The 19,505-nt window shown below is 59.6% G+C and carries 19 protein-coding genes; 9 read left to right on the forward strand and 10 right to left on the reverse strand.

The genetic code is table 11. The features are described 5' to 3' along the window. Positions 1-53 precede the first annotated feature (53 nt). The gene (locus tag ACXAGD_RS11645) at positions 54-794 is read right to left on the reverse strand and encodes a YebC/PmpR family DNA-binding transcriptional regulator (RefSeq protein ID WP_170331702.1); all 741 of its coding nucleotides are present in this window, start codon (positions 792-794) and stop codon (positions 54-56) included. A 110-nt stretch (positions 795-904) separates the two neighbouring features. On the opposite strand from ACXAGD_RS11645, the gene ACXAGD_RS11650 reads away from it, so the two are divergent. The 4 genes from ACXAGD_RS11650 to ACXAGD_RS11665 all read left to right on the forward strand — a co-directional run bounded on the left by ACXAGD_RS11650 (position 905) and on the right by ACXAGD_RS11665 (position 6,031). Beyond that, entirely contained in the window at positions 905-2,677 is a 1,773-nt protein-coding gene (locus tag ACXAGD_RS11650; protein WP_475210777.1) for an SLC13 family permease, read from the forward strand. Positions 2,678-2,693: 16 nt separating this feature from the next. After that, entirely contained in the window at positions 2,694-3,428 is a 735-nt protein-coding gene (locus ACXAGD_RS11655) for a glutamine amidotransferase (RefSeq protein ID WP_475210778.1), read from the forward strand. A 72-nt stretch (positions 3,429-3,500) separates the two neighbouring features. Beyond that, complete coding sequence (locus ACXAGD_RS11660) at positions 3,501-4,358, forward strand: bile acid:sodium symporter family protein (RefSeq protein WP_475210780.1); 858 nt, start codon at positions 3,501-3,503, stop codon at positions 4,356-4,358. A gap of 11 nt (positions 4,359-4,369) precedes the next feature. Next, the gene (locus tag ACXAGD_RS11665) at positions 4,370-6,031 is read left to right on the forward strand and encodes an FAD-binding dehydrogenase (RefSeq protein ID WP_475210781.1); all 1,662 of its coding nucleotides are present in this window, start codon (positions 4,370-4,372) and stop codon (positions 6,029-6,031) included. Between the two features lie 10 nt (positions 6,032-6,041). Here the strand turns inward: ACXAGD_RS11665 and ACXAGD_RS11670 are convergent, their stop codons facing one another. The 3 genes from ACXAGD_RS11670 to ACXAGD_RS11680 form a co-directional block, all read right to left on the reverse strand. Next, positions 6,042-6,782: a YbaY family lipoprotein gene (locus ACXAGD_RS11670; RefSeq protein ID WP_475210783.1), complete on the reverse strand. Its 741-nt coding sequence runs from the start codon at positions 6,780-6,782 to the stop codon at positions 6,042-6,044. A 95-nt stretch (positions 6,783-6,877) separates the two neighbouring features. Continuing rightward, positions 6,878-8,656, reverse strand: coding sequence for an SLC13 family permease (locus ACXAGD_RS11675; RefSeq protein WP_475210784.1), 1,779 nt, complete (start codon positions 8,654-8,656; stop codon positions 6,878-6,880). An 80-nt stretch (positions 8,657-8,736) separates the two neighbouring features. Further along, positions 8,737-9,552, reverse strand: a complete 816-nt coding sequence (locus ACXAGD_RS11680; protein WP_475210786.1) for a TIGR00282 family metallophosphoesterase — start codon at positions 9,550-9,552, stop codon at positions 8,737-8,739. An 89-nt stretch (positions 9,553-9,641) separates the two neighbouring features. On the opposite strand from ACXAGD_RS11680, the gene ACXAGD_RS11685 reads away from it, so the two are divergent. Then, positions 9,642-9,875: a putative hemolysin gene (locus tag ACXAGD_RS11685; protein ID WP_475210788.1), complete on the forward strand. Its 234-nt coding sequence runs from the start codon at positions 9,642-9,644 to the stop codon at positions 9,873-9,875. A 5-nt stretch (positions 9,876-9,880) separates the two neighbouring features. Here ACXAGD_RS11685 and ACXAGD_RS11690 read toward each other — a convergent pair whose 3' ends face one another. Next, complete coding sequence (locus tag ACXAGD_RS11690) at positions 9,881-10,444, reverse strand: 5-formyltetrahydrofolate cyclo-ligase (protein ID WP_475210791.1); 564 nt, start codon at positions 10,442-10,444, stop codon at positions 9,881-9,883. Continuing rightward, positions 10,441-11,835: a magnesium transporter gene (mgtE, locus tag ACXAGD_RS11695; protein ID WP_475210793.1), complete on the reverse strand. Its 1,395-nt coding sequence runs from the start codon at positions 11,833-11,835 to the stop codon at positions 10,441-10,443. Before mgtE ends, ACXAGD_RS11690 begins: the two co-directional genes overlap by 4 nt. Positions 11,836-11,975: 140 nt before the next feature. Here mgtE and guaD point away from each other — a divergent pair, with 140 nt between their 5' ends. After that, on the forward strand, positions 11,976-13,265 hold the full coding sequence (gene guaD, locus ACXAGD_RS11700; protein WP_475210796.1) for a guanine deaminase: 1,290 nt from the start codon (positions 11,976-11,978) through the stop codon (positions 13,263-13,265). Here the strand turns inward: guaD and ACXAGD_RS11705 are convergent. The 3 genes from ACXAGD_RS11705 to ACXAGD_RS11715 all read right to left on the reverse strand — a co-directional run bounded on the left by ACXAGD_RS11705 (position 13,262) and on the right by ACXAGD_RS11715 (position 15,921). Continuing rightward, on the reverse strand, positions 13,262-14,596 hold the full coding sequence (locus ACXAGD_RS11705) for an 8-oxoguanine deaminase (protein ID WP_475210799.1): 1,335 nt from the start codon (positions 14,594-14,596) through the stop codon (positions 13,262-13,264). The genes guaD and ACXAGD_RS11705 overlap by 4 nt on opposite strands. 116 nt (positions 14,597-14,712) lie before the next feature. Further along, a complete protein-coding gene (hisN, locus tag ACXAGD_RS11710) occupies positions 14,713-15,504 on the reverse strand; it encodes a histidinol-phosphatase (RefSeq protein WP_475210801.1) in 792 nt (263 codons plus the stop codon). A gap of 45 nt (positions 15,505-15,549) precedes the next feature. Next, positions 15,550-15,921: a helix-turn-helix domain-containing protein gene (locus ACXAGD_RS11715; protein WP_058280151.1), complete on the reverse strand. Its 372-nt coding sequence runs from the start codon at positions 15,919-15,921 to the stop codon at positions 15,550-15,552. A gap of 326 nt (positions 15,922-16,247) precedes the next feature. Between ACXAGD_RS11715 and ACXAGD_RS11720 the strand changes: the two genes are divergently transcribed. Next, positions 16,248-17,204, forward strand: coding sequence for an NADPH:quinone oxidoreductase family protein (locus ACXAGD_RS11720; RefSeq protein WP_475210802.1), 957 nt, complete (start codon positions 16,248-16,250; stop codon positions 17,202-17,204). Here ACXAGD_RS11720 and ACXAGD_RS11725 read toward each other — a convergent pair. After that, entirely contained in the window at positions 17,201-18,082 is an 882-nt protein-coding gene (locus ACXAGD_RS11725; protein WP_475210804.1) for a LysR family transcriptional regulator, read from the reverse strand. The two genes, ACXAGD_RS11720 and ACXAGD_RS11725, sit on opposite strands and share 4 nt — an antisense overlap. A 127-nt stretch (positions 18,083-18,209) precedes the next feature. Here ACXAGD_RS11725 and ACXAGD_RS11730 point away from each other — a divergent pair, with 127 nt between their 5' ends. Further along, positions 18,210-18,419 (forward strand): DUF1127 domain-containing protein, encoded by a 210-nt coding sequence (locus ACXAGD_RS11730; protein ID WP_475210807.1) that lies wholly within the window; start codon positions 18,210-18,212, stop codon positions 18,417-18,419. 182 nt (positions 18,420-18,601) lie between these two features. Continuing rightward, positions 18,602-19,381: a Bax inhibitor-1/YccA family protein gene (locus ACXAGD_RS11735; protein ID WP_475210809.1), complete on the forward strand. Its 780-nt coding sequence runs from the start codon at positions 18,602-18,604 to the stop codon at positions 19,379-19,381. Positions 19,382-19,505: the final 124 nt, after the last annotated feature.

Consider the following 19,505-nt stretch of genomic DNA (forward strand, 5'->3'; position numbering starts at 1 on the left):
AAAGAAAAACCCGACCTAAGGCCGGGTTTTCAAAGGCTGCTGTTTGGCGCGGATCAGAGCTGCGCCATGACCTCGTCCGTGGCCTCGAAATTGGTGGTGACGCGCTGCACGTCATCGTCATCTTCCAGCGCATCGACCAGCTTCATCAGCTTTTGCATATCGTCCAAACCCAGTTCGGTCGTGGTGGTGGGTTTCCAGACCAGCTTGGTCGACTCGGTTTCGCCCAGCGCGGCTTCCAGCGCGTTCGACACATCGTTCAGATCGGTATCCGCACACCAAATGATGTGGCCCTCGTCCGAGCTTTCGACGTCTTCGGCACCTGCCTCGATGGCAGCTTCGAACACGGTGTCGGCATCGCCAACAGAGGCAGAATAAACAACCTCACCCTTGCGTTCGAACATGAACCCGACCGAGCCGGTCTCGCCCAGATTGCCGCCGTTCTTCGAGAAGGTCGAGCGCACGGTCGAGGCGGTCCGGTTGCGGTTGTCGGTCATCGTCTCGACGATCACAGCGACGCCGTTCGGGCCATAGCCCTCGTACCGGATTTCTTCGTATTCGTCGCCTTCGCCTGCAACCGATTTCTTGATTGCGCGGTCGATCACGTCCTTGGGGACCGAGTTCGACTTGGCCTCTTTTACAGCCAGACGCAGGCGCGGGTTCTTGTCGGGATCGGGGTCGCCCATCTTGGCGGCGACGGTGATCTCTTTCGACAGCTTGGAAAACAGTTTGGACCGCGCGGCGTCCTGACGTCCCTTGCGGTGCTGGATGTTGGCCCATTTGGAATGGCCTGCCATGGTGCGTCCTCGTGATAGTGATTGCGTGTTCGGCGCTCATATAGACGTTTGCAGGGCATGGGATCAAGAGAGCGGCTTGTCCAAGGCCGTCTTGCGGGTATGGTGACGGCATGACGACAGACCAGATTATTCTTTTTGCCCTTTTCGCCACTGTATTCGGAATGCTTCTTTGGGGGCGGTTTCGTTACGATCTTGTGGCCTTTTCCGCGCTGTTAATTGGGGTCGTGCTTGGCGTTGTCCCAGTGGATGACGCATTTGCCGGGTTCGGGCATCCTGCGACGATCATCGTGGCTTTGGTTTTAGTCGTGTCAGCCGGTTTGGTCCGTTCGGGGGCTGTGTTCCTGATCACGCGCACTCTGGTCGACGCCTCACGGGGGCTGGGTGCGCATATTGCACTGATGGGCGGGATCGGCGCTGTTCTGTCGGCTTTCATGAACAATGTCGCCGCGCTGGCGCTGCTAATGCCGGTCGATATCCAGACCGCGCGTAAGGCAGGTCGCTCGGTGGGCCTGACCCTGATGCCGTTGAGCTTTGCCACCATTCTGGGCGGCATGGCGACGCTGATCGGTACACCGCCCAACATTATCATCGCCTCAATCCGGCAAGAAACACTGGGCGAGCCGTTCAAGATGTTCGATTTCGCTCCGGTTGGCGGGGTGGCGGCGATTGCCGGTCTGGCCTTTGTCTCGCTGATCGGATGGCGGCTTATTCCAAACCGTGGACCGCAAGAGGAGTCCTCCGAAGCGCTGGCTGAGTACATCGCTGAACTGACCGTGCCGCCGGAATCCACGCATATCGGCAAACGGGTTAGCGAGCTTTATGAGGCTGCCGAGAAATCCGATGTTGCCATCATCGGCCTGATCCGGGACGGCAAGCGCCGCTATGGCCGCTCTGCCCATGCCACGCTGAAAGAAGGCGACGCTCTGGTGCTTGAGGCTCGACCTGAGGCGCTGGATGAATTCCGCGCAGCGCTGAACCTCGATTTCTCAGACACACGGCGGCAGGAATTGCTGACCGCCGAGGGCGACGGGCTGGAGGTAATCGAAGTCGTCGCCCCCGAAAGTTCCCGCATCACCGGACGTACCGCGCAGGGGTTGGGACTGGCTTGGCGGCAAAGCACCGTGCTGATGGGAATCTCGCGCCAAGGTCGCCGCATCACCGAACAAGTCCGCAAGACCGAGGTCGAGGCGGGCGATATCCTGTTGCTGCTTTGCCCCCGCGACCGCAGCGCTGACGTGACCGAATGGCTGCGCTGTCTGCCACTCGCCGAGCGAGGCCTGAACGTCACCGCAAACGACAAGGCGTGGCTGGCCATTGGCCTGTTCGCCGCCGCCGTATTGGCAGCCAGTGTCGGGCTGATCTATCTGCCGATTGCACTGGGGCTGGTCGTGGTCGCTTATGTACTGACTAAGATCATGCCGATTGCCGATCTCTACAACCACATCGAATGGCCCGTGGTCGTGCTGCTGGGGTCGATGATCCCGCTGGGTAGCGCGCTGGAAACCTCGGGCGGCACCGAACTGATCGCCAACGCGCTTGTCCAACTGACCGACGGCCTGCCCGCATGGGCCATTCTGACGGTGCTGATGATCGTCACGATGACTCTGTCGGATGTGCTGAACAACACCGCCACCGCCATCGTAGCCGCCCCCGTCGGTATCCAGATGGCTCGCACGCTTGAGGTTTCGCCCGATCCGTTCCTGATGACGGTCGCCGTTGCGGCCTCGGCCGCGTTTCTCACCCCCATCGGCCACAAGAACAATACGCTGGTTCTTGGCCCCGGCGGGTATCGCTTTGGCGACTATTGGCGTATGGGGCTACCGCTGGAAATCCTCATCGTAGCGGTTTCCATTCCTGCTATTCTTGTCTTCTGGCCGCTTTGACGGGTAAAGGCAGCGCATGAAACGATTTCTGATCCTGCAACTGCGCCCAGAGACCGAGGCGTCGGACGCCGAATACGCCTCGATCCTCGACAAGACCGGCCTGTCGTCGGACCAGACCCACCGCATCCGTCTGGATTGCGAGGACTTACCCGAAGGCCTGAACGTCACTGACTATGCTGGGGTAATCGTCGGTGGCGGTCCCGGTTGCGTCAGTGACGATCCGGCCACGAAATCCCCAATGGATGCGCGGATTGAGGCCGCCATCATGGGCCTGATGCCGCAGATCACTGCTTATGACCATCCGTTCATGGGCTGCTGCTATGGCCTTGGCATTCTGGCCGCGCATCTGGACGGCGATGTAAGCAAGGCCCAGTTCGGAGAGCCCGTCGGCCCTTCAACCTGCCACCTGACCGTTGACGGTGCACGCGATCCTCTGACAGCCGGGCTAGAACAAACCTTCGACGCTTTCGTCGGCCATAAAGAAGCCGTGCAGACCCTGCCGGAAGGGTGCGTGCACCTTGTAGCCTCGGAACCCTGCCCGTTTCAGATGATCCGCTGGGGCCGGAACGTCTATGCAACGCAGTTCCACCCCGAAGCCAACGCGCGCGACTTCGAAGAGCGTATAAACATCTACAAACACCACGGCTATTTCCCGCCGGAAGATGCTCAACGCCTGATCGATATCTGCCACTCCGCCGACGTCACCCAACCCGGCGAAATCCTGCGCCGATTTGCCCAGCGCTATTTGTGACCCAACGGCGCGGTTGCCTGCGGCTTCAACCCTCGCATAGGCTGCCCAGAACGGCTTTGGGAGGAGTTGTTCTTGGATCTGCTTATCAATGTCGGCTTGCCGTTGTCGCTGGCCATTATCATGCTGTCTCTGGGCATCGGACTGCACGTCGCTGATTTCCGACGCGTTTTAACCCGGGGCTACCCTTTCGCCATTGGCGCTTTGAGCCAGGTGGTGCTGCTGCCGATTGCCGCCTTTATCACCGTCAAGCTGTTCGCCCTGCCGCCCGAAATCGCGGTGGGCTTCATGCTGCTCAGCTTTTGTCCTGGCGGCGTGACCAGCAACATCTTGTCAAAACTGGCCAAAGGAGATGTCGCGCTGTCGGTCAGCCTGACTGCGGTGATCAGCCTGCTTTCAATGCTGACAGTTCCTATTCTGGCTGCATGGTCGATCGCTCACTTCATGGGCGAGGACGCACCCGAAGTCTCGATCACCGGGTTGGCAATTGCCTTGTTTCTGATCACCACCCTGCCCGTGACCATTGGTGTCAGTATTCGCCATTTCGCACCCGGCTTTGCAGAACGGATCGACGCGCCTCTGTCCAAAGTTGCGACTGCCCTATTTGTCCTGATCGTCCTCGCAGCACTGGCCGGCAACTGGCAGCTGTTCATTGAAAACCTTGGGATCATGGGGACCGGTCTGGTCACTTTGAACATTGCACTGCTGGCCATCGGGCTAGGGATCGCCCGAGCCGCGAAACTGTCGTGGGATGAAAGTAAGACGGTCTCAATCGAAACCGGTATCCAAAACTCGACACTTGGGATTACGTTGGCAGCGTTGATCACGGGGACCGAGACTGGGTTCAGCCCGCTGGCCCTGCCCTCCGCCGTTTACGGCATCATGATGTATGTCGTGGCCCTGCCTTATATCGCCTGGCTCCGCAGCCGCTGAAAGGACAAGACATGACCAACAATACTGCCGATGCCATCGTCGTAGGTGCCGGACTAGCGGGGTTGGCCGCGGCGGCCGAGCTGGGGGACCGCGGTAAAAAGGTGATCGTGCTGGATCAGGAGCCCGGGCATTTTCTGGGTGGGCAAGCGTTCTGGAGCCTGGGCGGGCTGTTCATGGTCGATACTCCGGAACAACGGCGCATGGGCATCAAGGACAGCCACGAACTGGCCCTGCGCGATTGGATGGGCAGCGCGCAGTTCGACCGCGACGAAGACACCTGGCCGCGCAAATGGGCTGAGGCCTATGTTGAATTCGCCGCGGGAGAGATGCGCCCCTGGCTATACGAAATGGGCCTGCGCTGGTTCCCCATCGTTGGATGGGCCGAGCGTGGCGGGTCATATGCGGATGGTCACGGCAACTCGGTACCGCGGTTTCACATAACTTGGGGCACTGGCCCGGGCGTTCTGAAACACTTCATCCGCCGCGTACAGGACCATGTGAGCGCCGGGCTGATCGAGCTGAAATTTCGTCATCAGGTCAGCCACATCATCATGCAGAACGGCGGTACCAAAGGCGTTTCAGGCGAAGTTCTGGCCGATGACACGGCCCCTCATGGTGCCAAGACAAACCGCGATGAGGTGGGTGAGTTCGAGGTCTATGCGCCTTCGGTCATCGTCACCTCGGGCGGGATCGGTGGCAATTTTGAGATGGTGCGAAAGAACTGGCCGCGCGACCGGTTGGGCGAGCCGCCAAAGGACATGGTTGCGGGTGTGCCCTTTCACGTGGATGGACGCATGATCGGGATCAGCGAAAAGGCTGGGGGCCACGTGATCAATGGCGATCGAATGTGGCACTACACCGAAGGCGTTCGCAACTGGAACCCGATCTGGCCGTCGCATGGCATTCGTATCCTGCCCGGTCCAAGCTCAATGTGGTTCGACGCGCGGGGCAATCGGTTGAAACCGCCCTGCCTGCCGGGGTTCGACACGCTGGGCACGCTGAAGGAAATCCTGAAAACCGGCCATGAATACAGTTGGTTCGTGCTCACCCAGAAGGTAATTAAGAAGGAATTCGCCCTGTCGGGTTCCGAGCAGAACCCTGACATGACCGATGGCGGCTGGCGCGAGGTACTGTTCCAGCGGGTCCTGACCGGATCAAAAGCCACCGCGCCGGTTGAGGCGTTCAAGGAACACGGGGAGGATTTCATCGTCGCCAATACGCTGACCGAACTGGTCAGCGGCATGAACCAACTGGGCGGCGGTCTGATCGACGAAGCACATCTGCGCGCCCAGATCGAGGCGCGGGACAGTCAGGTCGACAACCCGTTTACTAAAGACGCGCAGATGGCAGCCATTCTGGCCGCGCGCAATTACCGCGGGGATAAACTGATCCGAACAGCCAAGCCGCACAAATTCCTTGATCCGGCCAATGGTCCGCTAATTGCGGTGAAGCTGCATGTGCTGACGCGCAAGACATTGGGTGGGTTACAGACTAATCTCGACAGCCAGATGATCGGCGCGGATGGCCAAGTTGTCCCCGGCCTGTTCGCAGCCGGAGAGGTCGCCGGGTTCGGCGGCGGAGGCTATCACGGCTACAACGCGCTGGAAGGCTCATTCTTGGGCGGCTGCATCTTTTCGGGCCGCAATGCGGGGCGGTCGCGGGCCGTGGCCTGACGGCCCCGGTTTACTGGCTGCGCACGAATTTGATTATCGGTTGACCTGCAGCATCCAGAAAGGCCAAGGCATCCCCTTCCATCGCATAGGTGGTGGTGCCTTGCAGCGCTTTGAAAAACTGTCGTTCAACCTCTTCCAGCGCCGGAGGACAAGCCATCAAGGTCGCGGCCATGTTGTCCGGGAACGAGATGTTTGCTCCGGAAATCTCGACCTGACCGTTGAAGCGGTTACATCCACCGCTTCCCGAAAAAGCTCCGTCCTGTGCAAAGGCAATTTCAGGACGACGCTCAACCTCAATCGCCGCACCGTTCAAAACGGCGGCCGTCCACTGTGTGTTGTCCAGCATTGCGCCCCCCTGAACCTGAACCAGTATCAGATCGGTGGAATTCCCCGCCCCATCGGTCAATACCGGATAGGCTGTATCGGTGGTAAACAGCAGATCTTGCCCCTGATTGATTGAGGCTCGCACCACGTAACGGTGGCCGTCCTTGATCAGGGCATCGTCAAAGGCCAACTCAAATTGCGCAGGCACACCGCTCATTGCATAACGTTTCGCAGCAAGGGAAATCGCAGGCGAATCAGCCAGCGAGACGTCCTGAAGCTCGACGTAAAGTGTCGCATCCGGCGGCACCGCGATGCGCTCGCGGTAGGTGGCTGTTCCCGTTACCATCCCTGCATGGCTCTGGCTGCCCAAAACAGTCAGTGCGATTGCACCGACGACGATGGCTTTACCGAGTTTTGGAAATGGCATGGTCCAATCCTTTCACATCCGCTTTGATGAAAAGATCGTGCCTGGATCGGCATTTACAAGACCTTTAGTCGAGGATCGGCGAAACCGCGCCGGGCTTACAACGGCCAGATAAAGGGGATCAGTAAGGATGCCAGCAAGCCGACCGTCAGGTTCAACGGCACACCAACCTTAAGGAAATCGGTAAATCTATAGCCTCCGGGTCCGTAAACCATCATGTTGGTCTGATACCCGATCGGCGTCGCGAACGAGGCCGAGGCCGCCACCATCACCGCTACCACCAGCGGGCGCGGATCAATCCCGACTGCCTGCGCCAGACCGATGGCAATCGGCGTCACCACCACGGCTACCGCGTTGTTCGACACCAGCTCGGTCAGCACCGAGGTCAGCAGGTAGACGGCCCAGATGATCAGGAAGGGCGGTAGCACGCTGAGGCCCGGCGCTATCGCCTCGACAATCAGCGAAACGGCCCCGGATTTGTCCAATGCTGCTCCGATGGCCAGCATGGAAAAGATCAGTGCCAGCAAGCGGCCTTCGACAAAGGAAAACGCCTCATCCGCGTCGATGCAGCGCGTCATCAGCACCACCGCAACAGCCAGAACCGACAGCAGCAGGATCGGCGCTACGCCTAGCGCAGCCAGCACAACAATCCCCACCAAAGAACCAATGGCAATCGGCGCGTGGCTTCGCCGGAACGCACGGGCAGAGGGTTGGGTGACGTCAACCATATCCATGTCAGACGCAAGCTTCTGGATATCTGCAGGCGAACCTTCCAGCAGCAGCGTATCGCCAACGCGGACCACCAGATCATCCAGCTGACGTCCGATATTCTGGTTCCGCCGATGCACCGCCAGCACATAGACACCGTAGCGACGACGCAGGCGCAGCGCGCCAAGCGTCCGACCGACCATACGGCAACCGGGGGTGATCAGAACCTCGACCGTTTTGGTCTCAACCGCCGAAACCTGATCGACACGCTTGAGTTCTTTGTTGCTTTGCAGACTAAGCAATTCGGTCATTTCTGTCCGCAGAACCACGCGGTCACCGAGTTTCAGCTCAACCCCTTTTAGGTTGCGCCGCAGAGACTCATCACCCCGGATCACGTCGATCAGACGCACACCGGGGCGTTTGAACAGCTGAACACCGGTTACCTCACGCCCAATCAGGTTGCTTTCGGGCGGAATGACAGCCTCGGTGAAGAACTTCATCTTGGACCGGTCGGACAGTAACGAGGCCATGCTGTCGCGATCCGGCAACAGGCGCGGCGCGATGAAACGCAGGTAAACCATGCCGTAGATCACCAGCGCGATGCCCAGTGGAGTGACCTCAAGGATCGAGAACGCCTTCATCCCCTGCGCCCGCGCCACACCGTCCACCAGCAGGTTAGTCGAGGTTCCGATAAGAGTCAGTGTGCCGCCAAGAATCGCCGCGTAACTCAACGGGATCAGCAATTTTGAGGCCGGTACATTCAGCGTGCGCGCGATCTGCACAAAGACCGGGATCATCACCACCACGACCGGCGTGTTCGACACCACGGCCGAGGCCAGCACAACAAATGCCATCAACAGACCAATGGCAAAACGCGGATTGACCTGTGCCTGCTTTTGCGCTGTTGAGGTAAATGCATCCAGTGCCCCGGTCCGCACCAATGCGCCCATGATGATGAACATCGCGGCAATGGTCCATGGCGCCGGATTGGAGAGCACAGCCAGCGCGCTCTGATACGGCAAGATGCCCGTCACCAGCATCACGGCCACACCACCAATGGCGACAACCTCGGTCGGGTAAACCTCGCGCAGGAACATGACGAACATGCCCGCAACGACCATCAGCGCCACGATCGCACTGCCCGTTTCTGTCAGTTGAAGGAAATGCATTCTTGGTTTTGTGTCCGAACCTTGGCCTGGCTTGCGCGCCCGTCGGGCAGTTTCCCGCATTGCGTGCGGCAGAGCAAGCCTTACTGAGGCCCGGCCTGTTGCAGACGCCCGCCAACCCGAACCATCTGCACAGATTTTGCCTGCCCGTCACGGTCATCGGTTTCAACAAACACGCCGCTCAGCGTTGCCTCGCCATTGGCCGGAGTGAACCGTGCCTTGGGCATTCCAGTGATAAACCGGCGCATCGGTTCAACCTTGTCCATGCCGATCACCGAGTCATAGTCCCCGCACATCCCGGCATCGGTCAGATAGGCCGTGCCGCCCGGCAGGATTTGCGCGTCTGCTGTAGGCACATGGGTATGCGTCCCCACGACAAGGCTGGCGCGTTTATCGCAATAGTGGCCCATTGCCATTTTCTCGGACGTAGCCTCGCAATGCATGTCAACGAGGATGGCGTTCGCCTGCCCCCCGCGCGGGTGGGATTTCAGGATCGGTTCAATGGCCGAGAACGGATCGTCAAAGGGCCGTTTCATAAAGACCTGCCCTAGCACCTGAACGACTAATACCTTTCGGCCTCCGGGTGCATTAAACAAACGATGCCCCCGTCCAGGCGCGCCTTTGGCAAAATTCACCGGCCGGACGATGCGCGGCTCTTTCTCGATGAACTGCAGCATGTCTTTCTGGTCGAAGGCATGATCGCCCAACGTCACACAATCTGCACCCGCATCCAGCAGCAGCTTGGCGTGATCGCCGGTCAGACCCATCCCGTTCGAGGCGTTTTCGCCATTGACCACAACAAAATCCAGCCGCCACTCGTCGCGCAGACGTGGCAGGTGTAGCTGAATGGCCGTGCGTCCCGCACGGCCCATGACGTCACCCAGAAAAAGTATCCTCATCCAACCTGTCCTAAGTGTGGTAATGGCCAAGCACAAGCGGTTATGGTGCCTGCATAAAGTGCCGAAACCCTTTAAACAGGAGAATCTTTATGACTCGCGCCCTTACCGCCACTGTTGGCCTGATCGCACTCGCCGCTTGCGACGACGTGCCCCCACCAGACTCCTCAGCCGAACTGGCTAACCCCGCGGCTACGTTCTGTGTGGAAAGCGGTGCGAAGTACGAAATTCGCGACGGTGACAACGGGCAATCGGGCGTCTGCATTCTGCCGGACGGACGCGAAGTCGATGCCTGGGAATACTTCCGCGAAAACAGCCCGACCTGAAGCGATCAGGCCGAAAACGTCAGCACCCGGCTTTCGGTGATCACCATATCCAGCGGCTGATCGGTGGGCTCCAAAGGCAACCCTTCGGCCTCTTGCGCGTCAAAGGCGAAACCGATGGCCAGCGTCGGGCGTTTAGCTCGCAGGCCTTCCAATGTGCGATCATAGAACCCACCGCCATAGCCTAGCCGTCCGCCTTGCGCGTCAAACGCGACCAGCGGTACGATCAGGATCTCGGGGTCGAAATAGTCATCGACCTCGGGCACCTTGGCGCCGAACGGGCCATCTATCAGCACCCCTTCGGGCGTCCAGCGCGAAAACTTCAGCGGTTGCCCGGCGGCCTGAATCACCGGCACACCGACCGGGCCATAGGCCGAGGCCTCGGCCATTGCGGCCAGCGGATCAATCTCAGTGCGGATCGGCATATAGCCAGAAATCGGAACGCCCCTGTGCCCGGCCAGAACCTCGGACAGCCGTCCTGCTGCTCCGGGCAAGCGCGTGTCAAACGCAGCCTTGCGGCGCGCAAAAGCCGCTTTGCGCGCGGCAGCTTTGATTTCGGTCAGATCGGTCACAGTAGCACCACGCTGGCAAGCCCAAGAAAGATGAAGAACCCCATGACATCCGTAGTCGTCGTCACAAAGGTTCCCGATGCCAGCGCAGGGTCAACACCCATGCGGTCCAGCACAACCGGTACTACCGTACCTGCAAAGCCTGCGATGATCATGTTCACGACCAAGGCCGACCCGATCACGACACCCAGCATCGGAGAATCAAACCACATCATACCGACCGTCCCCAGTACGATGGCAAAACACAGCCCGTTCAGCATCCCCACCAGCAGTTCCCGCCGGATCACGCGCATGACGTTGGCGTTGGTTAGGTCGCGCGTCGCCAGCGCCCGCACCGCAACCGTCAGCGACTGCGTCCCCGCGTTGCCGCCCATCGACGCCACGATCGGCATCAGAATCGCCAGCGCCACCAGTTGATCAATCGCAGCCTCAAACTGTGAAATCACCAGCGAAGCACAGATCGCTGTGCACAGGTTAACTGCCAGCCACGGCAAACGCCGCCGACTGGTCGCCGCCACACTGTCCGAGATCGAGCTTTCGTCGCTAACGCCTGCAAGACGCAGGATATCTTCTTCGTGTTCTTCATCCAAAACGACCATGGCGTCGTCGATGGTGATTACGCCAACCAGCCGTCCATCTGAGTCCACAACAGGGGCCGAGATCAGGTGGTATTGGTTGAAGGCATAGGCCACGTCTTCCTCGTCTTGATCGACGGGGATGGAGTGGAACTCCTCTTCGGCGATGTCATGCAGTGGCACCTCGCGCCGTGTGGCCATCAACTTGCCCAGCGTGACCTGCGCCACGGGCTTCAGCCGAGGATCGACCAGCACCACATGATAGAACTGTTCAGGTAGATCGTCGTTGGCCCGCATGAAATCGATGGCCTGCCCCACCGACCAATGCTCGGGCGCCATGACCACCTCGCGCTGCATGAGACGACCGGCCGAGTTCTCGGGGTAGGATAGCGCCTGTTCGGCCGCGATCCGCTCAGAATCCTCCAGCGCGTCAAGGATCGCCTCCTGTTGCGGCTCTTCAAGGTCTTCCAGCAGGTCGACAACATCGTCGCTTTCCATGTCGCGCACAGCGTCGGCCAGAACATCCGGGCGCAGCACGTTGATGACCTCTTCGCGCACCGCCTCATCGAGTTCCGAGAGGATGTCGCCGTCGAACTCTTTGTCATATAGACGGATCAGACGTGCACGGTCATAGGGATTGATCTGTTCCAAAAGGTCGGCGATGTCGGCCGGGTGCAACGGCTCCATCAGCTCAACCAGCTTGTCCCGGTCGTCTACATCGACCGCGTACAAAATGGCCGCTACGGTCTTGCGATCCAACGCATAGACATCTTCATCGCTGTGCGCGTCATTTACGGGTTCATCAAAGCCTGTCGTCATGTCTGCCCCCGTATCATTCGGTCATTGGCCCCTAATTAGAAGAAGCTGCTACCGGAAAACAATGACAATGCGGCGATTTACCGACAAGTTTCGCCCGCCTATGCTGTTTCACGGTCCCATACAGGCGGAGATGAAGAAAAATGGCGCAAAAAACGCTGCTGAAAGGGCGTGTTCTGAGTTTCACCGGTTCCCCGTTCAAGGGCGAGCCGACCGAGGCCGTCAAAATCAGCGAGGCGGTACTGGTCGAAGACGGCCGCGTTGCCGCCGTGGCGGATGCCGACAGCCTGCGCTCTGCCCATCCGGACGCCACCGTGGTGGATCATGGCCAGCATGTGATCATGGCCGGGTTTGTGGATGCCCACGTTCACTACCCCCAGACCGCTATGATCGCCAGTTGGGGCAAGCGCCTGATCGACTGGTTGAACACCTATACCTTCCCCGAAGAGATGAAGTTTAGCGATCCCGCCTATGCGTCCGAGATCGCCAACCGATATCTCGATCTAACGACTGCCCATGGCACCACGACAATGTGCAGTTTCTGCACCATCCACCCTGAAAGCGTAGATGCATTTTTCACCGTCGCGCAACAGCGCAATCAGCGTGTCGTCGCCGGTAAAACCTGCATGGACCGCAACGCACCCAAGGGGCTGCGGGACACCGCGCAGACGGCTTATGACCAGTCTGATGCATTGCTCGCGAAATGGCACGGTGTCGACCGGCTGTCTTACGCCATCACTCCGCGCTTTTCCCCCACCTCCACGCCCGAGCAGCTTGAGGCGATGGGCGCGCTCTGGGCCGAACATCCGCATTGCCTGATGCAAACCCATCTGAGCGAGCAAACCGACGAGATCGCATGGGTCCGCGAGCTTTTCCCCGAGGCGCGCGACTATCTGGATACCTATGAGAAATTCGGCCTGCTCGGTGCGCATGGTGTCTACGGCCACGTCATCCATCTGGAAGCCCGTGAACGCGACCGGCTTCGCGAGGTGGACGCGGCGCTGATCCATTGCCCGACTTCGAACACGTTCATCGGGTCGGGTCTGTTCGACATGACCGGACTGATGCGGGACGGCCACCGGGTTGGTCTGGCAACGGATACCGGCGGCGGGTCCAGCTTTTCGATGCTACGCACCATGGCCGCCGCCTACGAAATCGGGCAGCTGCGGGGCGCGCCTTTGCATGCCGCTCAGCTGCTTTGGTTGGGTACCGTCGGATCGGCGCGCACGCTGCGGATGGACGATTGCGTCGGCAACGTTGCGCCGGGGATGGAGGCCGATCTGATCGTCCTTGACCTCGCCTCGACCCCTGCCATCGCCCAGCGCGAGGCCTGCGCAGACGATCTGTGGGAGGCCATCTTCCCTACCATCATGATGGGCGACGACCGGGCGATCTCCGAGGTTTGGATCGCTGGTGAACGCGTCAGCCACTAAGGCTGCAGGGCGCGGGCCAACTGGTTCTGTCGCTCGATCACACGCGGCATGTCTAACGTAGTGACATGCCCGTCGCGCACAATCTGACGCCCCTCGACAAACAGATGCTTCGCCTTCATCGGCCCAGCCAGCAGCAACGCCGCCGGGTCCCAACTGCCGGCGCTTTCGATGCCACGCGTGTCCCAGATGGCAATGTCTGCTCGCTTGCCGGGTTCCAGCCGCCCGCAGTCGGGGCGGTTCAGAACATCGGCACCGCCGCGCGTTGCGATCTCCAGCACTTCGCGCGAGGACATGGCATCCGCACCGTTCGCAACCCGTTGCAGCAACATCGCCTGCCGCGCCTCGAGCATGAGATTGCCATTGTCATTGCTTGCGGACCCGTCTGCGCCCAAACCGACCGGAACGCCGTGGTCGCGCATGGCGCGCACCGGCGCAATGCCTGACCCCAAACGACAATTGGAACAAGGGCAATGTGCGACACCGGTCTGAGTCTTGGCGAACAGGTCTATCTCGGCCCCGTCCAACTTGACGCAATGGGCGTGCCAGACATCCGAACCGGTCCAGCCCAGATCTTCGGCATACTGCCCCGGACGACAGCCGAATTGTGCCTGTGAATAGGCGATATCTTCGTCATTCTCCGCCAGATGGGTGTGCAGCATCACGCCCTTGTCGCGCGCCAGAACCGCAGAATCCCGCATCAGATCGCGGCTAACGGAAAACGGCGAACACGGGGCCAACCCAACGCGGACCATCGACCCCTCTGACGGGTCGTGGAACGCATCAACCACGCGGATCATGTCGTCGAGGATGGCCTTTTCTTTTTCGACCAGCGAATCCGGCGGCAGGCCTCCGTCACTTTCACCAATACTCATGGCACCGCGCGTGGGGTGAAAGCGCAGGCCGATCTCGGTGGCCGCTGCTATCGTGTCATCCAACCGTGCACCGTTCGGGTACAGATACAGGTGGTCGGAACTGAGCGTGCACCCGGACAGGGCCAGTTCGGCCAATCCGATCTGAGCCGACACGAACATCTCTTCCGGCCCAAACCGGGACCAGATAGGATAGAGCGTCTTCAGCCAGCCAAACAAAAGCGCGTCCTGCCCGCCGGGTACCGCGCGGGTCAGTGTTTGGTACAGGTGGTGATGGGTGTTAACCAGGCCCGGCGTCACGACACAGCCCGCCGCATCGTGAATTTCGCCAGAAGTCGGCAGGCCGTGGCCGATCTGTTCGATCTGCCCACAACGGATCAGGATATCCGCGCCAGAGAGTTCACGGCGCGTGTCGTCCATCGTCAGGATGGTGTCTGCATTTTTAATTAGGATTTCGGTCATTCCGCCCCCCTTGCTTTACACCCGTTTCGTGCAAGAAGAGCTTTGGCTGGCGGAAAACGGGCACAAGAACCAGCCGGCCATACCCTACCCGACCGGTTCAGAGCCGGCAATCACTTTCAGTGTTGGCGCAAAAGCTCCAGCGCCGCTGCGTGTAGTTCAGCGTTCGCAGCCGCCAACACGCGCCCGCCTTCATGCGCCGGGCCGCCCTGCCAGTCGGTGACAACACCGCCAGCCGCTTCGATCACCGCAATCGGCGCCTGAATGTCATAGGCGTTCAGACCAGCCTCGATCACCAAATCAACCTGCCCCGCAGCCAGCAGGGCATAGGCATAACAATCCATGCCATAGCGCGTCAGGCGCACATGCTGCGCCACGGACTCGAAACCCGCGCGGTCCTTGGGTGTGCCAACCTCAGGGAAAGTCGTGAACAGTATCGCCTGATCCAGGCTGGATGTCGGGCGGGTTCTCAGCTGCGCCGAGCCTGTCGGCCCGGACATATGCGCTATGTCGGCGGCCCCCACAAAACGCTCACCGATATAGGGCTGGTCGATGACACCCATGATTGGGCCGTCTTGTGTACTCAGCGCGATCAATACACCCCAAGTCGGCGTGCCGCTGATGAAACCGCGCGTGCCGTCGATCGGGTCCAACACCCATGTCCGGCCACTGGTGCCCTCATCCTGACCGAACTCTTCGCCAAAAATACCGTCATTGGGCCGGCGTTTGGCCAGCACCGCACGCATGGCCTGTTCGGCATTTCGGTCAGCAACCGTTACCGGATCGAAGCCCTCGGCCAGTTTATTGTCGGTCTGAAGATTGGATTGTCTGAAAAACGGAAGAATGGCCTCGCGCGCAGCGTCGGCCATTTCTTCGGCAACATCCAGATCGCTTAACGTTGTCTCTTGCATGCGCTACCCGTGCGGCCCGCGCATGCCAAAGTCAACCCCGTTGGCTCAGGCGACGTCGCTGAGCACGCGGGCCAGTTCGAACAAACGGCGGCGCTGGTTTTCGGGGATGGCATAGTAGGAACGCACCAGATCCAGCGCTTCCTTGTCCCCCATCAGATCAGCCGGAACCGATTTTTTGCCGGTTGCTTCCTTTTCAGCCTCTTCCAGACCTTCAAAGAAAAAGCTGACAGGCACATCCAATGCCTCGGCGATGTCCCACAGACGGGAAGCGCTGATACGGTTGGCACCGGTTTCATATTTCTGAATCTGTTGAAACTTAATACCAACTTGCTGCGCCAACTGCTGCTGGGTCATGCCAATCAGCCAGCGGCGATGCCGGACGCGCTTGCCCACATGGACATCGACGTGATGGGTCATTGGTATTCTCCTCTAAACTACACACACAACCGATCTGAGTGCGCGACAAGCCTTTTTACGCAACACTAGCGAGCCGCCCTTAACTACTTCCTAATCAGGAACATGCCCCCAAATCAGCACCTCAGACAATATTGCCCTTTTTGGGCATTTTTTCAAGAAGGTTGAATCTGTTTCCCGGGGCAGAGATTTAAAGTTGTGTCATATCAGCCCGGCACACGTTCCTACCGCAGGGTAAGCTTGGCATGGTCGCAACACCTCATGCGGGGTAAGAGATTGACAAACCCCGAGCGGCAAGAACCTATGCTCCAAACTACAGGAGCGCACTCATGCTGGCCTACAGAATTCCATCCCAAGGCGCGGCCGCACAGCTTTGCGATATAGACATCCCCAAACCCCGGGAAGGACAGGTTCGTGTCGCAATTAAGGCCTGCGGCCTGAACTTCGCCGATCTGCTGATGCAGAAGGGGACGTACCAGGACACGCCGCCGGCCCCATTTACGCAGGGATTGGAAATCGCCGGTGTGGTCGATGCGACAGGCCCCGGTGTATCGCATCTGAAACCCGGTGACCGGATCGCGGTCTACTCCGGCCAGGGTGGTTTGGCTGAATTCGGTGTGTTCGACGCAGACCGTGCGATTCCTATGCCCGATTCGATGAGCTTCGAAGATGCCGCTGCCATCCAGATCGCCTATGGCACCAGTCACATCGCGCTAGACCACCGCGCGCGCCTACAGCCCGGCGAAACCCTGCTGGTCACTGGCGCGGCGGGTGGTGTCGGCCTGACGGCGGTCGAAATCGGCAAGCTGATGGGTGCGACCGTGATCGCTCAGGCCCGAGGCGCAGACAAGCTGGCGGTAGCACAGGCCGCCGGGGCGGATCACCTGATAGACGCGTCCGAGGATCTGCGCACGCGCGTCAAAGAACTTGGCGGCGCAGACGTGGTGTATGACGCAATCGGTGGCGATGTGTTCAAAGCCGCCTTCCGCGCCACCAATCCCGAAGGGCGCCTGCTGCCCATCGGCTTTGCAGGCGGAGAGGTTCCGCAGATTCCCGCCAACCACCTGCTGGTCAAGAACCTCACGGTGATCGGGTTCTATATCGGAGGCTACCTAACCTTCCGCCCACAGATTGTGCAGAACAGCTTTGAAACCCTGTTTCGTTGGCACGCCGAAGGGAAAATCAAGCCCCATATCAGCAACACTCTGCCTCTATCCGAGGCCGAAAAGGGCCTGCGGCTGCTGCGCGACCGCGCAGCGACCGGCAAGGTCGTGATCACGCCCTAGCCGACAACCGCCTTCAGGGGTGCACTACCGAGCATACGGAAATTCTGCCGGACGAGGTCAGCCAGTGCCTCGACCACTGGGCCGCGCCCGGGCTCCCCTCCGTACAGATTGATCATATGCGCAGGCAGATCGGGCAGCACGCCGCCGTCATCGATCTGCACCAGATGCGCCGCCTCGGTGCCATCCAGCATGGCGTGAATCGCCAGATCGGCAGAGACGGTCGCCTCGATAGTACGATCGTTTTCGGTCTCAACCGACAGCTCCCATGGCAGGCCTGCTTCATCCAGCGCCGCGATCATCTGTGGCCGGAACATGCAACGACGTCCCACAGCAATGGGAATCGGCCGTTTGCGCCAAGCCGATCCTCCGGGTGCGCCGATCCAGCGCAGCGGTAGTTCCGCGACGGTTTCGGAGCCATCGCCTCTGTTCGCTTCGGTCGTCAAAATCAAGTCGCACTCGCCGCGCTTAAGCATGTCTTTCAGTTGAATCGAGTAGGAAGACACCAACTGCACCCTCACCCGCGGGAAGTCCGCATTGAAGCGCTGCAACACTCGGGGAATCGCTGGATAGACAATGTCATGCGGCACGCCCAGCACCACCTCACCCTCAAACGCCTGATCGGTGAGTTTCGAGATCACCTCATCATTCAACGCGATCATGCGGCGGGCATAAGCCAGCAGTTGCTCACCCGACGCAGTCAGCGCGATGGTTCGGCCGCTACGATCCAGCAGTTCGAGGCCCAGCAATTCTTCTAGCCGCTTCAACTGCATTGAAACGGCGGATTGCGTCAGGTGCAGGAAACCGGCGGCGCGCGTTACCCCACCCTGATCCGCCACCGCCACGAACGACCGCAGTGTTGTAATGTCCAGATTTCGCATGTTCACGAATCCTTATGTGTTACTTCATAAACATTCATTTTCAAAATGTGCCTCATTACGCCATATAAATCAAGGAACTTGATGAGACGGTGAAAATTCATCGAAAAACCAAGAAAGGACATATATTATGACCCAAATTGCCATTAATCGCCCTTGTCCGCCCCGCCGCCGTTTTGGCCTGTCTCTTCTGTGGGATGCGCTTTCACTGCACCGTCAACGCCGTAGCTTGGCAAGACTGGACGCGCGGGCATTGGAAGACATCGGAATCACCCACGAGCAAGCTGAAGCCGAGGCCGCCCGCCCAATCTGGGATGCGCCGGAATTCTGGCAAAAATGACTCTGGCATTCATCTTTTCTCAATGAATGGCGACCTGCACACGCTGGTCGCCATTTTTGTTTCGTGTTTTAGCCGGATTCCGGCGCTAAACCCTTGAAACGTGACCCGCAGTTGCCGATATTTGCGAGGAACGGGGTCCGCTTTTCGGACCACGATAAGAATGATGTGAAGGGAGACCCTTAATGGCACAATTTGACACGATCCGGACGGCGACCGGCGCGCGCGCTGCCCAGATTGACGAGGGCCTGCGCGCCCACATGAACAAAGTCTACGGCACAATGTCCGTGGGCATGCTGATTACGGCGCTCGCCGCTTGGGCGATTGCCGGTCTTGCTGTGACCGCGGATCCGACCGCGACAGGCATTCAGATTGGCGCTGATCGTTACCTGACCGGCCTGGGGCAGACTCTGTTCCTGTCGCCGCTGAAATGGCTTGTGATCTTCTCGCCGCTGGCGTTCCTGATCTTTGGCTGGGGCGCGCTGATGCGCCGGGGATCGGCTGCGACCGTGCAACTGGGCTTTTTCGTCTTCGCTGCCGTGATGGGCGTGTCGATGAGTTCGGTGTTCATGATCTACACCCCCTACTCGATCGCGCAGACGTTCATCGTGACCTCGATCGCCTTTGCTGGCCTGAGCCTGTTTGGCTACACCACCAAGCGCAACCTGAGCGGCATGGGTACGTTCCTGATGATGGGTGTGATCGGCCTGTTGGTGGCGATGGTCATCAACCTGTTCCTGCAATCGCCCGCGATGATGTTCGCGATCTCGGCGATTGGCGTGCTGATCTTTGCTGGCCTGACGGCGTTCTACACGCAGGACATCAAGAACACCTACGTTGCCCACGCAACCCACGGTGATCAGGAGTGGCTGGACAAAGCGGCTATCGACGGCGCGCTGAGCCTGTACATCTCGTTCCTGAACATGTTCCAGTTCCTGCTGATGTTCATGGGGCAGCAAGAATAGCACCTGCTGCTTTAACGAAATCAATTGGGGCGGGCCTGCAATGGTCCGCCCCTTTCTTTTTGCCCATTATCCGGCCGAGGCGCTCCTAGAACTGCAGCCCCAACGCCCGCACGAAAAAGGCCCC

Source organism: Ruegeria sp. ABF4_144, assembly GCF_056160045.1.

Bases quoted from the DNA above. Each gene is read 5' to 3' on its own strand.
- ACXAGD_RS11645 (WP_170331702.1), bottom strand. From the start codon at position 794: ATGGCAGGCCATTCCAAATGGGCCAACATCCAGCACCGCAAGGGACGT.
- ACXAGD_RS11650 (WP_475210777.1), top strand. From the start codon at position 905: ATGACGACAGACCAGATTATTCTTTTTGCCCTTTTCGCCACTGTATTC.
- ACXAGD_RS11655 (WP_475210778.1), top strand. From the start codon at position 2,694: ATGAAACGATTTCTGATCCTGCAACTGCGCCCAGAGACCGAGGCGTCG.
- ACXAGD_RS11665 (WP_475210781.1), top strand. From the start codon at position 4,370: ATGACCAACAATACTGCCGATGCCATCGTCGTAGGTGCCGGACTAGCG.
- ACXAGD_RS11670 (WP_475210783.1), bottom strand. From the start codon at position 6,782: ATGCCATTTCCAAAACTCGGTAAAGCCATCGTCGTCGGTGCAATCGCA.
- ACXAGD_RS11675 (WP_475210784.1), bottom strand. From the start codon at position 8,656: ATGCATTTCCTTCAACTGACAGAAACGGGCAGTGCGATCGTGGCGCTG.
- ACXAGD_RS11680 (WP_475210786.1), bottom strand. From the start codon at position 9,552: ATGAGGATACTTTTTCTGGGTGACGTCATGGGCCGTGCGGGACGCACG.
- ACXAGD_RS11685 (WP_475210788.1), top strand. From the start codon at position 9,642: ATGACTCGCGCCCTTACCGCCACTGTTGGCCTGATCGCACTCGCCGCT.
- mgtE (WP_475210793.1), bottom strand. From the start codon at position 11,835: ATGACGACAGGCTTTGATGAACCCGTAAATGACGCGCACAGCGATGAA.
- guaD (WP_475210796.1), top strand. From the start codon at position 11,976: ATGGCGCAAAAAACGCTGCTGAAAGGGCGTGTTCTGAGTTTCACCGGT.
- ACXAGD_RS11705 (WP_475210799.1), bottom strand. From the start codon at position 14,596: ATGACCGAAATCCTAATTAAAAATGCAGACACCATCCTGACGATGGAC.
- hisN (WP_475210801.1), bottom strand. From the start codon at position 15,504: ATGCAAGAGACAACGTTAAGCGATCTGGATGTTGCCGAAGAAATGGCC.
- ACXAGD_RS11715 (WP_058280151.1), bottom strand. From the start codon at position 15,921: ATGACCCATCACGTCGATGTCCATGTGGGCAAGCGCGTCCGGCATCGC.
- ACXAGD_RS11720 (WP_475210802.1), top strand. From the start codon at position 16,248: ATGCTGGCCTACAGAATTCCATCCCAAGGCGCGGCCGCACAGCTTTGC.
- ACXAGD_RS11725 (WP_475210804.1), bottom strand. From the start codon at position 18,082: ATGCGAAATCTGGACATTACAACACTGCGGTCGTTCGTGGCGGTGGCG.
- ACXAGD_RS11730 (WP_475210807.1), top strand. From the start codon at position 18,210: ATGACCCAAATTGCCATTAATCGCCCTTGTCCGCCCCGCCGCCGTTTT.
- ACXAGD_RS11735 (WP_475210809.1), top strand. From the start codon at position 18,602: ATGGCACAATTTGACACGATCCGGACGGCGACCGGCGCGCGCGCTGCC.